Origin of the sequence: Nonomuraea mesophila, assembly GCF_004352805.1 — a bacterium.
Lineage (GTDB): Bacteria > Actinomycetota > Actinomycetes > Streptosporangiales > Streptosporangiaceae > Nonomuraea > Nonomuraea longispora.
Genome location: NZ_SMLD01000231.1, coordinates 1 through 12,542, shown reverse-complemented (window position 1 = coordinate 12,542; position 12,542 = coordinate 1). Strand labels below are relative to the sequence as shown.

The window sequence follows — 12,542 nt, the reverse complement described above, 5'->3', positions numbered from 1 at the left end:
CGCCGGGGTCCCCCCGTCCACCTCGCCCGCCGGCCGGCGGGGGACCAGCCAGAGCGTGAGCGGGGCCGACAGCAACGCGACCACGCAGGCGGCGTTGAGCGCGGCCGGCATGCCGAACGCCTCGCTCACGGCGGGCCCGGCGAAGGCGCCGAACATCGTCGCGGCGGCCTCCAGAGTGAGGAACGCCGAGCTGACGCGGCCGATCAGTCCTTCGGGCGTCGTGCGCTGCACCCAGGTCTGCACGGACACCAGCACGGTCACCGCGGGCAGCCCGAGCAGCACGGCGGCGACCAGCGCGACCGGCAGCGCGCTGCTGTTGAACAGCAGCGCGAACGCGGCCGCGACGAGCGCCTGGCCGGCGGCGACGGTCGTCCTGGCCGCATGGCGGTCGGCGAGCCTGCGGCTGACGGGGGCGCCGATGAGGAAGCCGAGCCCGAGCGCGGACAGCAGGTAGCCGACCTCCACGCTGCCGCCCAGCCGGGTCACCCCGAACGGCACGAGCAGGGCGGTGAGCGCCGCGTTGGCCAGCAGGTAGAGGCTGTTCGTCGCGAGGAGCCCGCGGGTCGCCGCGGCCTGACGTACGTGGCGCAACCCCTGGCGGATGTCGGTGAGCACCTTGCGCGAGGCCGCATCCGGGTCGTGGGGGCGGGCCGAGGTCATGGCGATGGCCGCCGCCGACAACAGCCCGGCGGCGGCGCTGGCCGCGACGACCGCGCCGATGCCGTTGAAGGCGAACAGCAGCCCGCCGAGCGGCGGACCTCCCAGCGCGACCACGCCGGTGGTGACGGCGCTGAGCGCGTTCGCGCTGGTGAGGGTCGGCCCGGTGCCCACCACGGCGGGGATGTGAGCCTGGCCGGCGGGACGGAAGACGACGGCCGCGCCGCCCTGGCCGAGCACGGCCACGTAGACCAGCCAGATCGTCTCGGGTGTCGTGGCGAGCAGCGCCAGGCTGATCGCCACGACGTGCACGAGGTCGGTCGCCACCATCAGGCGGCGGCGGTCCCACCGGTCGGCCAGCACCCCGGCGAACGGGCCCAGCACCAGCGAAGGAAGATACTCGAAGGCCAGGGTGACGCCCGTCGCCAGCACCGACCCGGTGACGGCGAAGACGTGGGCGGGGATGGCGACGACCAGCATGCTCGTCCCCAGCCCCGCCACCGCTCTGGCCGCCCACAACAGCCGGAAGTCCCGCACCCGCAGAGCCCGCACCATCTCATGCCCTCGATCGCTTGTATTCTCACAAAATAGAAACGGCCATCGACTATTCTGTCAAGACATGAGCGTGGATCATGCGGAACTCGGCCGGCGACTGCGCGCCCGCCGGGCGGCACTCGGCAGGACCGTCGCCTCGGTGGCCACCGACGCGGCGCTGTCGGTGCCCTACGTGGCCAACCTGGAGAACGGCCGGGGCAACCCCACCCTGTCGGCCCTCGACCGGCTCGCCGAGGCACTGGGCACCCGGCTGACGGTCAGCTTCGCCGACCCCGGGACGGAGGAGACCTCCTCCGCGCCGCCGCCGTCCCTCGTCGAGTTCGCGCGCACCCGGCGCTTCCGTCGCCAGGCCGGATCTCTGGCCACGCTGCTGGGCGAGGACGACCGGGTGACGCGGGCCAGGCTGGTGGACGCACTCGCCGCCGTCGCGGGGCCACTCGACCGGGACCTGCACGAAGCGGACTGGCAGCGGCTCCTGGACGCGCTCGTGCTGATCCTCGCCCACCCGGCGTCATGACGCGCCGGTGCTGATCCTCGCACCCGGCCTCATGATGGGCGCGGGTTCACCCCGGGCGTCCGCCGTGCCAGGAGTGCCACAGCGCGGCGTACGCGCCGCCCGCCGCCACGAGCTCGTCGTGCGTGCCGAGTTCGGTGAGCCTGCCGTCCCGCAGCACCGCCACCCGGTCGGCGTCGTGGGCGGTCTGGAGGCGGTGGGCGATCGCGATGACGGTGCGTCCGGCGAGCACGGCGGCCAGCGCGCGTTCGGTGTGCCGGGCGGTGCGCGGGTCGAGCAGGGCGGTGGCCTCGTCGAGGACGAGCGTGTGCGGGTCGGCCAGCACCACGCGGGCCAGAGCCAGCTGCTGCACCTGCGCACCGTCCAGCCGCTCGCCTTCCGGGCCCGGTTGGGTGTCCAGGCCGTCGGGGAGCTCGTCGATCCAGCTCGCCCCGACGGCGGCCAGCGCGGCGCGGAGTTCGTCGTCGGTGGCCCCGGGCGCGGCGATGCGCAGATTGTCGCCCACGGTGCCGAGAAACAGGTGATGTTCCTGGGTGACGAGCATGACGCGCTCGCGCAGCCGGGCGGGGTCGAGCCCGGCGACCGGCACCCGCCCCACGGTCACCGAGCCGGCGCGCGGCACGTCCATTCCCGCCAGCAGCCGGCCCAGCGTCGTCTTCCCCGCCCCCGACGGCCCGACGACGGCCAGCCGCTCGCCGGGGCGTACCGTCAGGTCCACCCCGTGCAGGACGTCGGGGCCGTCGTCGTACGCGTAGTGCACGCCGGACACCTCCAGCCGGTCGTCGGCCGGCTCCGGGGTCGAGGCGTCACGGTCCGCCCGAGGGGCCAGGCCCGCGCCTTCCACCCGGGCGAAGGAGGCGGCACTGCTCTGGAGGCGTTCCATGTTCAGCAGGACGACGTCGAGCGGCTGGGAGAGCTGGCGCAGGTAGAGCGCGGCGGCGACCACCGTGCCCAGTGTCACGGAGCCCTGCCCGAGCAGCACGCCCCCGGCGAGCAGAACGGCGACCACCGGGACGGCGTAGGAGACGTCCACGATGGGGAAGAGCACGCTGCGCAGGGACAACGTACGGATGCGGGTCTCCCGGCACCGGTCGATCGCCTCCTGGCAGGTCTCCAGACGGCGCGGGCCCAGCCCCAGCGCCTCCACCGTGCGGGCGCCCGCGCTGGTGGCCGCGAGCTGCTCGGCGAGCCGCGAGTTGGCGGCCCCTTCGTCGAGGTACGCGGGCACGGCACGGCGCAGGTACCACCGGGCGGCGAACCAGATGCCGCTCAGCCCGAGCACGCCGCACCCACCCAGCAGCGGATCGAGGACGACGACCGCGCCCACCACGAACACGGCCTGCACGACGGCGACCAGCACGTCGGGGCCCGCGCCGCGCACCATGGCGCCCACCGCCGCGACGTCCGCGGTGCCGCGCGTGGTCAGGTCGCCCGCCCCGGCGCGCTCGACCACGCCCACGGGAAGCGCGAGCACGCGGTCGGTGTACTCCTCGCGGATGCGCGCCAGCGTACGTTCGCCGAAACGGTGCCCGACGTGGGCGGCCTGGCGGGTCAGTACGAACTGGGCCAGCGCGAACCCCAGCAGCGCCAGCGCCAGCCGGTCCACGGTGGCGACCCCGGCGCCGTCGCGCACCTCGTCGATGATGCGGCCGAGCAACCACGGGCCGGCCAGCCCCGCGGCGGAGGCCAGCGCGTTGAGCACGACCATGCCGGTGAACGCGCGCCAGTCGAGACGAATGAGCCGGAACGCCGCCCGGCGCAGCCGCGAAGCCCCAGCCACCGGCAGCCCCCCGCCCGTCACCATGCTCGGCCCGTCACCATGCTCGGCCCGTCACCATGCTCGGCCCGTCACCATGCTCGGCCCGTCACCATGCTCCGTCCCGTCACCATGCTCCGTCCCGTCACCAGGCCCGCTGGTGGTCGGGGCTTCGCCCGTCGCGGACCCGGCGAGGCGCGGGCGGGGCCGGTGTGTCATCGGGCCGCCTCCCAGTCGTCCTCCCTGGCCACCAGCGCGCGGTAGCCGGGCTGCGCGCCCAGCAGGTCGCCGTGACCGCCGGTCGCCACGACCGAGCCGCCGGCCAGGTAGCAGACGGTGTCGGCGTGGGCCAGCACGAGCGGGGACGTGGTGGTCACGACCGTGGTGCGGCCCGACCGCGCCGCGCGCAGCCGGGCCGCGATCGTCGCCTCGGTGTGCGCGTCCACGGCGGAGGTGGGTTCGGCCGCGAGGAGGATCTCGGGGTCGGCCAGCAGGGCCCTGGCCAGGCGTACGCGCTGGCGCTGGCCGCCCGACAGGTTGCGGCCCTGCGCGTCGACGTGCCCGTCCAGCCCGCCGGGCAGGCCGCGGACGATGTCGTCCGCCATGGCCGCGTGCAGGGCACGGCCGACGGCGTCGTCGTCCGGGTCGGACCCGCCCGCGACCACGGCGCGTAACGTGCCCGCGAACAGGTCGGCCTCGTTGTCGGCCACCAGGATCCGCTCACGGAGCCGCGCCGGGTCGAGGTCGCTCAGCGGGATGCCGCCCCAGGTCGCGGCGGGGCCGGCGAATCCGCCGAGCCGGTCGAGCACCGCCGCCGCCTCGGCGGGGCGGGCGCTCACCAGGGCGGTCAGCCGTCCCGGCGCGATCTCGACGCCCGAAACCGGATCGCGCAGCGCGGTCCCGGCGGCGGGCGGGTCGGCGGGGTCGTCCTTGGCGGCGGTGGCCGGTTCAAGGCTCAGGAACCGTACGACCCTGCGGGCGGCGACGATGCCGCGGCTGAGGCCATAGCCGCCTTCGATGAAGAACGCGACGGGCACGACCAGCACCGCCGCGTAGCCGTAGACGGCCACCAGCTCGCCCGAGGTCAGCTCGCCCTGTGCGGCCATCCGGGCAGCCAGCCAGGTCACCGCGCCGAGGAACAACGTGGGCAGCCCCACCCCGAGCGCCTGGATCCAGCTCGTCACCGCGCCCACCCGGTAACCCTGCTCCCTCAGGTCCTGGGAGCCGCGCCGGTAGCGTTCGGCGTAGACGTCCTTGCCGCCGACGCCGTTGAGGACCCGCAGCCCCGCGGCGATGTCACCGAACCGGGCGGCGAGTTCGCCCTGCCGCGCGCGGTAGCCGGTCTCGGTGCCCCGCAGCCGCCCCAGCAACGGGCCGAGCACGACGACGAGCAGCGGCACGCCCAGCAGGACCACCGCGGCGAGCAGCGGTGAGACCGACAGCAGCAGCCCGGCCACGACGACGTAGGCGAGGACGGAGCCGACGCCCGGGCCGGTGACGGTCAGCGCCTCGGCCATCATGGCCACGTCGGTGAACCCGATCGTGACCACCTCACCGGCCGTGACCCGGCGTGGCAGCACCGCGCCCAGGCGGGTCGCCTGCAGGGCCAGCACCTGCACGGAACGGAACGCGGCGTTCATCCGCACCCTGGTCATCGTGCGGTGCCGCATGATGGCCAGCCACGCCGTCAGCACCCCGTAGCCCAGCAACGCCGACGCCCATCCGGACAGCGCGGACCAGTCGGCCCGCGCCAGCCCGTCGTCGATGGCGCGGGAGAGCAGGTAGGGGGCCAGCGTCAGGCAGACCGTCCAGGCGGTGCCCAGCAGGGCGCCGGCCGCGACCCTCCCGCGCTGGCTGGTGACCAGCCACCACAGGTAACGCCCGGCGCTCCGGCTGTCGGGGACGCCGGGATCCATGGTCATAGGGGGACCCTACGCGGCGGGCCCGCGGGCCTGCCTGCGGGTTCGCGCCGGGCGTAGGGCCGGTGAGGGCCGGTGAGGGCCGGTCAGGGCCGGTCGCCGGTCAGGGCACCAGGACGACCTTGCCCGTCGTCGCCCGGCTCTCCAGCGCGGCGTGCGCGGCGGCGGCCTGCGCCAGCGGGAACGCCTGCACGGCCGGCGTCAGCGTGCCGTCGGCGGCCGCCGCCAGCGCGCGGGCCTCGTACGCGGGCCGCTGCTCAGGCCTGCCGATCAGGATCAGGAGGGCGTTGGTCACCGTGAGGTCCCGTTCCTTGAGCAGCTCGGGGGCGGGCCGGAAGTCCTGCTGCGAGGCGTTGCCGATGATGAGGTGCCGCCCGCCGTCGGCCAGCAGTTCGTACGCGGCCCGCGCCTTGTCGCCGCCGACCCCGTCGAGCAGGGCGGTGACGGTACGGCCGCCCAGCCGCTCGGCCAGCGAGCGTTCCCAGCCGGGCTCGTCATAGTCGACGGCCAGATCGGCGCCGAGCGAGCGGACGGCCGCGACCTTGGCGGGGCCGCCCGCCGCGCCGATCACCGTGGCGCCGAGGGCGTGTGCGTACTGCACGACCAGGCGGCCGATCCCTCCGGCGGCCGAGGTCACCAGCACCACGTCGTCGGAGGTCAGCTCGGCCACGTCGAGGAACTCCAGCGCCGTGCGCCCGGTGACGATCATGGCGACGGCCGTCTCGTGTCCCAGCCCGGCGGGCAGCCGGTGCAGCGACGCGACGTCGGCGACGGCCAGCTCGGCGTAGCCCCCGGGTTCCCCGGCCGAGGTCACGACGTCGCGCCCGATCCAGGAGGGGGCGACGTCCGGGCCCACGGCGTCCACCCGGCCGGCCACCTCGCCGCCGAAGATGGCCGGCAGTTCCGGCAGGGGCGGCAGCGAATCGCCGGCCATGCCCGAGCGCATCATGGTCTCCACCAGGTGCACGCCGGCCGCCTTGACGGCGATGCGCACCTGGCCGGGCCCCGGCTCGGGGTCGGGGACGGTCTCGTAGCGGAAATTGCCGGCCGGGCCGAAGGCGTGCAGAACGACGGCGTGCATCAAGACTCCTCAGAGCTCGTGGTTGTTCCCCCGAGCGTGCAACCTCAACCACGCTTGATGTCAAACCGCGACGTCCAGGACGGCCTTGCCGTGGAGGCGGCGTTCCAGGAGGGCGGCGGCGGCCTCGCCGGCCCGCTCCCAGCCGCCGCGCCACACGATCTGCGGATCGAGGTCTCCCGCGGCCACCTGGGAGGCGAGCCAGGTCAGGTCCTGGGCGAGACCCGAATCCTCCAGCAGGTAGAAGGTGACGATGGAGCGGTCGTGCCGGCCGTCGCCGCCCACGAGGGTCCCGAAGGGGAACACCACGGGTTCCTCGGTCGCGTGCCCGACGGCGACCAGGGTGCCGTGCGGGGCCAGCGTGCCGAACGCCTCGACCAGGTGGGGCCCGCCGACAAGGTCCACGACGCCGTCCACGGGGGCGCCCGCCTCGGCCGGTCTCGCGATCACCTCGTGGGCGCCCAGCGCGCGCAGCCCTGCACCGTGCCGGCCGGGGTCGCCGGTGGAGGCGAGCACGTGCGCGCCGCCGAGCCGGGCGAGCTGCACGGCGTAGCGTCCGACGCCCCCGGTGGCGCCGGTGACCAGGACGCGCTTGCCGAGCAGCGGGCCGATCCTGCGCAGCGCGCCCAGCGCGCCGGCCCCCGCGACCGGGACGGTGCTGATCGCGCCGGGATCGGCGCCCTCGGGGACGATGCCCAGCGTGGCGGTGTCCACGGCTCTCAACTCGGCCCAGGCGCCGTCCATGGCGACGGTGACCACGGGGGTACCGGCGGCCGGTCCAGTGCCGTCGGCGGCCGCCCTCTCGACCACGCCGGCGGCGTCCCAGCCGAGCACCGCGCCGTCCGGCGCGTGGGCGATGGCGTGCCTGACCTCGCCGAAGTTGAGCGAGGTGGCGCTGACCCTGACCAGTGCCTGATGCGGGGCGGGAACGGGGTCGGCGCTCTCGCCGAGGCGGAGACCGGCGGGGGCGGAGTGGTCGACCAGCAGAGCGTGCACGGCAGGGAGCCTTTCCTCAGTCGGACGTGAGACGCCCACCATATGCCACTCAGTGACATATGCGTTCAAGTGGCATGTGCGTCCATGGGTACGCTGAACGTCATGAGCTCCGGCCCGCCATTGCGCGAACGCAAGAAGCAGCGGACCCGTCAGGCGCTGATCGACACCGCCCTCGCCCTGTTCACCCACCGTGGTTTCGGCGGCGTCACCCTCGACGAGCTCTGCGACGAGGTGGAAGTGTCCAAGCGCACGTTCTTCCGCTACTTCACGAGCAAGGAAGACGTCGCGATGGCCCCCCTCGAGGACATGTGGCGGGCCTTCCTCGAAGAGCTGGAGCGTGCCGAGCCCGACGGCCGTCCCCTGATCGCCCTGCTGGAGAGTGCCCTGATGGAGGCGCTCGACCGGATGCCCGAGGACGACTGGCCCGGGCGGGCGCTGCTGAGCCACCGGCTGTCGCGGGCCACCCCCTCGATGGGCGCGCACGGCCTGCACTTCTGCGAGCGCAGCACCCGGGCGGCTCTGGAGATCATGCGCCGCCGGTTCGACCTGCCTGAAGACCCGCGGCCCCGGTTCGCCGGCGACATGCTGGTCGCCGCGTTCAACCACGCCCTCGACGGATGGGCCGACCGGCAGGGGCCGCAGGCGCCGGACGTCCAGGACCTCGCCGCCCGCGTCCGCGCGGCGGTCGCCGCCATGCCCGGCGCCCTCACCCTGACCGCCGCTCCGCGCTGACCCGTCCGTTCACCTGTTCAGCCTGTTCATCCTGTTCATCCTGTTCAGCGCGGTCACTCGCCCCGCGAGCCGCGTGCCCGCTCTTGTCACTCTTGAATTCTTGTATGACAATGTTCCGCGTCTGACAACAAGCCTGACGGAGAGGTGTGTCACGATGCGAACTTCCGACTGGCCACGTACGGCGACCCGCTGGACACAGCTGACGCTGGCCGAGGACGACCCGGCGCATCTCGATGTCGACTTCTGGACCTCCGTGATGCGCGACAGCAGGTCGAACGCGGTCTGCATCAGTGCCGGCGGTTACATCGCCTACTATCCGACCCGCATCCCCTTTCATCACCGCAGCACCTACCTCGGTGACACCGACCCTTTCGGCGTGCTCGTGGAGGCCGCCAGAGGGCTTGGCATGCACGTCATGGCCCGGGTGGACCCGCACGCCGTGCACGCCGACGCCGCGCGGGCACATCCCGAATGGCTGGCGTGCGACGCGCAGGGGTCGCCCATCGAGCACTGGTCGCACCCCGGCATCTGGCTGACCTGCGCCTTCAGCGACTACCACCGGGAGTTCATCACCGAGGTGGCCCGCGAGATCGTCCGCGAGTACGACGTGGACGCGATCTTCGCCAACCGGTGGGAGGGCTACAGCGGCATCTCCTACAGCGAGGCCGCGCGGCGCTCGTTCCGTGACGACACCGGCCTCGACCTGCCGCTGCGCGAGCGCGACCCGTCCGACCCCGCCTGGCCCCTCTACGTGGCCTGGCGCCGGCGCAAGCTCAGCGAGCTGGTGTCGATCTGGGACGCCGCCGTCAAGGACCTGCGGCCGCACGCCCGCTTCATCCCCAACCTGGGCGCGCTGGCCGCCCGCGACCTCGAACCGGAGCTGGTCGAGCGGGTCTATCCGATGTTCGTGGTCGACAAGCAGGGCCGTTCCGGCATCGAGGCGCCGTGGGTGGCGGGCCGGGTCGCCAAACGCAGCCGCGGGCTGTTCCCCGACCGGCCGGTCGGGCTGATCGCCTCCGTCGGTCCCGAGTACCACCAGCACCGCTGGAAGGACTCCGTGGCCCCGCCCGAGGAGGTGACGACGTGGATCGTGGACGGGTTCGCACAGGGCGCGCTCCCGTGGTTCACGAAGTTCAACGCCACCGTCTCCGACCCCCGATGGGTGCCGGCCGTCGTCACGGCGTTCGGCCTGCACGCGCGGCTGGAGCCGGTGTTGTCGTCGATGCCGGTCAGCGCCGAGGTCGCGCTGCTCGACCCGAGCACCACCGGGCAACTGCGGACGGGGGCCGCGCACACCTCTCCCGACGACGACGGCTTCTACCAGGCGCTCGTGGAGGCGCGGATCCCGTTCGACCTCGTCGCCGCCCAGGCGTTGTCCCCCGAGCGGCTGCGGCCGTACAAGGTGCTGGTCCTGGCCAACAGCGAGCGGCTCAGCGACGAGCAGTGCGCGGTGATCCGCGCGTACGTCGCCGCGGGCGGCGGGCTGGTGGCCGCGCACCAGTCGTCCCTGTACGACGAGCACGGCGAGCCGCGCGACGGCTTCGGCCTCGCCGACGTGCTGGGCGTCGACCTGGTCAAGCCCGTCCGTGGCCCGGTGAGGAACAACTACATCGCCCTGACCGGCGAGCACCCCGTGAACGCCGGCTTCGGGGGCGCCGGGCGCGTCATCGGCGGCACCCGGCTGCTGACGGTGGAGGCCCGCGAGGGCACGCGGGTGCCGTTCCGCTTCGTACCGGACTATCCCGATCTGCCGATGGAGGAGCTGTACCCCCGCGAGGAGCCGGACGCCCCCGCCGTCGTCGTCGGGGAGGACCGGGGCCGGGTGGTCTACTTCGCGTTCGACCTGGGGGCGGTCTTCTGGGAGGCGCTCCAGGCCGACCACGGCCGGTTGATCGCCAACGCGGTGCGGTGGGCGCTCGGCGGCGCGCCGGCCGCGACCGTGCGCGGGCCGGGCCTGGCCGACCTCGCCGTACGTCGCGACGAGGACGGCGTCGCGGTCACCGTGGTCAACCTGAACAACCCGATGGCCATGCGCGGCGCCATCAGGGAGACCATCCCGCTGCCGCCGCAGACGGTCAGCGTCGCGCTGCCGCCGGGTGTCCGGGGAGCCACGGCGCGGCTGCTGGTCGCGGACACCGAGACCGCCGCCGAGGTACGCGACGGCCGCGCGGAGGTGCCGCTGACCGGCGTCGAGCTCATCGAGGTCGTGCACCTGACGTGGACGCGCTCATGAGCGGGCGGCCGTGGTGGCGGGAGCCGTTCCGGATGTTCCAGACCAACCTCCGCGAGATCGACGCCGGGCTCGACGTGGAGCGGGTGCTCGACCATCTGGAGGAGTACGGGGCGAACGCCTGGCTGATCAGCGTCGGCGGCATCCTGTCCAACTACCCGACCGGCCTGGACTTCCAGACGCGCAACCCGTACCTCGCCGAGCGCCCGTCGGGCGACCTGGTGGGCGACGTGGTCGAGGCGGCCCGCCGCAGGGGCGTGCACGTGCTGGCCCGCATGGACTTCTCCAAGATCGACCACCGGCGGGCCGAGGAACATCCCGAGTGGTGCTTCATCGCCCCCGACGGCGCGGCCCAGGTCTACAACGGCCTGACGAGCGTCTGCCCGAGCGGCGACTACTACCAGGTCAAGCTGTTCGAGGTGATCGGCGAGGTGCTCGACCGGTACGCGGTCGACGGCTTCTTCCTCAACTGGATGTCGTTCAACGAGGTCGACTACAGCCGCCGCTACTGGGGCGTGTGCCACTGCCTGGCCTGCGCCCGCCGCTACGCCGAGCAGGTGGGCGGGCAACTGCCGGAGGGCCGGGACTCGCCCGGGTACCTGCGCTGGCGGAGGTTCGCGCACGAGACGCTCGGCGACCTGCACGCCAGGATCAGGACGGCGATCGCCGGCCGGCGCCCCGACGCGGCGCTGATCCTGGGCGAGCACGCCGACATCGTCTTCCACGAGGCCAACAACGCCGTCGGCCGGCCGCTGTGGCACCACCGCACGAGCGAGCACGTCAGCGCGGCCAAGGCGTACCGGCCGGACGTGCCCGTGCTGGTCAACTCGGTGGGGTTCGTGGACATGCCGTACCGGATGGCGGGGGAGGAGCCGTACCACTTCGCCCAGTACCTGCTGCAGGCGATCTCCCGGGGAGCGGTGCCGTCCACGTACGTCATGGGGACGCCCGACGACAGCCCGTACGAGTGCCTGGGGATCGGGGGCGAGATCACCCGTTTCCACCGCGACCACGAGGGCGTCTACCGGGATCTCGTGTCGGAGGCCCGCACGCTGCTGGTGCGCCCCGACCCGCTGAAGGGCGACGTCGCGGGGGCCGTCTCCGAGTTCCAGGGGCTGTATCTGGCGCTGCTGGAGAGGCATGTCCCGTTCGACGTGTTGCCGGAGGACAAGCTGCAGGTGAGCGACCTGTCCCGGTACCGCGTGGTCGTGCTGCCGGATCTCGGCCCGATCGGGGCGGCGGGCGTGCTCGACGCGTACGCGGCGGCCGGGGGGACGGTGCTGGCCACCGGCTCGGCCGGCTTCGACGCGGACGTGGCGCAGCTCGCCTGCCTGCCCGTGATCCGCCGCCTGGCGAGCAGGGAGAGCGAGGAGGCCACGCGCTCGCTGCACCTGCGCGGCGACAGGGGAATGGTGCCCGTGATCGGCGCCTTCCACGTGGTCGAGCCGGCCGAGCGGGCGGAGACGGGCCTGTTCGCGCTGTCCAGGGCCAGGTACGGCCCGCCGGAGAAGTGCCACGGCCACCGCGAGAGCGGCCACCCCGGCTGGTTGCGCGCCCGGCACGGCGAGGGCGCGGGCCTCCTCATGCCGTGGACGGTCGGCCGGGGCTACCGGGAGACCGGGCTGAGCGCGCACCGGGACCTGTTCGCTGACCGCGTGCTGGCCGCCGCCGGAGGGCCGGCGGTGGAGACGGACCTGCCGGAACAGGTGGAGATCGTCCCCGCCCGCTCGGCCGCCGGGCACGTGATCCACCTGCTCAACCGGTCGGGCGACGCCGACCAGCGCTTCCGCCGCCCGGTGCCGATCGGGCCGTCGTGGCTGACGCTCCCGTGGCCGGGCGAACGGCGGGTGCGCGCCCTGCGCGCGGGCCGCGACCTGGAGGTCTCCGGCGGCCGCGTACGGCTGCCGGAACTGGACCTGTACGAGGTCCTGCTGATCACTGAAACCGACAGATTGTCAAACAAGTATTCATGACCTATTGACGGTCAGGTAAGACAACTGAACACTAGGGCTTCACCTAGCCCCTGTGAGAACGACGGGAGTAACAGTGATGAGCGGACTCGATCGGCGGGGATTCCTGAAGGTCTGTCTCTTATACACAACTGA

9 protein-coding genes are annotated in these 12,542 nt (G+C 73.6%); 4 read left to right on the top strand and 5 right to left on the bottom strand.

Annotation, left to right across the window (positions count from 1 at the left end; all coding sequences use genetic code 11):
* Positions 1–1,212, bottom strand: a 1,212-nt coding sequence (locus E1295_RS44000; RefSeq protein ID WP_132640657.1) for an MFS transporter, incomplete at its 3' end; no start/stop codon positions are given.
* A 64-nt stretch (positions 1,213–1,276) separates the two neighbouring features.
* Between E1295_RS44000 and E1295_RS43995 the strand changes: the two genes are divergently transcribed.
* Positions 1,277–1,729 carry a helix-turn-helix domain-containing protein gene (locus tag E1295_RS43995; RefSeq protein ID WP_166427708.1) on the top strand — a complete coding sequence of 151 codons (453 nt, stop codon included), beginning with the start codon at positions 1,277–1,279 and terminating at the stop codon, positions 1,727–1,729.
* Between the two features lie 46 nt (positions 1,730–1,775).
* Here E1295_RS43995 and E1295_RS43990 read toward each other — a convergent pair whose 3' ends face one another.
* From E1295_RS43990 to E1295_RS43975, 4 genes are all read right to left on the bottom strand, one after another.
* Positions 1,776–3,506: an ABC transporter ATP-binding protein gene (locus tag E1295_RS43990; RefSeq protein ID WP_342775968.1), complete on the bottom strand. Its 1,731-nt coding sequence runs from the start codon at positions 3,504–3,506 to the stop codon at positions 1,776–1,778.
* Positions 3,507–3,697: 191 nt separating this feature from the next.
* Entirely contained in the window at positions 3,698–5,404 is a 1,707-nt protein-coding gene (locus E1295_RS43985; protein WP_132640653.1) for an ABC transporter transmembrane domain-containing protein, read from the bottom strand.
* A gap of 100 nt (positions 5,405–5,504) precedes the next feature.
* A complete protein-coding gene (locus tag E1295_RS43980; RefSeq protein ID WP_132640651.1) occupies positions 5,505–6,482 on the bottom strand; it encodes a zinc-binding dehydrogenase in 978 nt (325 codons plus the stop codon).
* A gap of 60 nt (positions 6,483–6,542) precedes the next feature.
* Positions 6,543–7,475 (bottom strand): zinc-binding dehydrogenase, encoded by a 933-nt coding sequence (locus E1295_RS43975; RefSeq protein WP_132640649.1) that lies wholly within the window; start codon positions 7,473–7,475, stop codon positions 6,543–6,545.
* Positions 7,476–7,577: 102 nt separating this feature from the next.
* Between E1295_RS43975 and E1295_RS43970 the strand changes: the two genes are divergently transcribed.
* From E1295_RS43970 to E1295_RS43960, 3 genes are all read left to right on the top strand, one after another.
* Complete coding sequence (locus tag E1295_RS43970; RefSeq protein ID WP_246081123.1) at positions 7,578–8,207, top strand: TetR/AcrR family transcriptional regulator; 630 nt, start codon at positions 7,578–7,580, stop codon at positions 8,205–8,207.
* Between the two features lie 154 nt (positions 8,208–8,361).
* A complete protein-coding gene (locus E1295_RS43965) occupies positions 8,362–10,440 on the top strand; it encodes a family 10 glycosylhydrolase (protein ID WP_132640645.1) in 2,079 nt (692 codons plus the stop codon).
* Positions 10,437–12,410 carry a beta-galactosidase trimerization domain-containing protein gene (locus E1295_RS43960; RefSeq protein ID WP_132640643.1) on the top strand — a complete coding sequence of 658 codons (1,974 nt, stop codon included), beginning with the start codon at positions 10,437–10,439 and terminating at the stop codon, positions 12,408–12,410. The genes E1295_RS43965 and E1295_RS43960 overlap by 4 nt, the downstream gene beginning before the upstream one ends.
* The last annotated feature ends 132 nt before the right edge of the window (positions 12,411–12,542 follow it).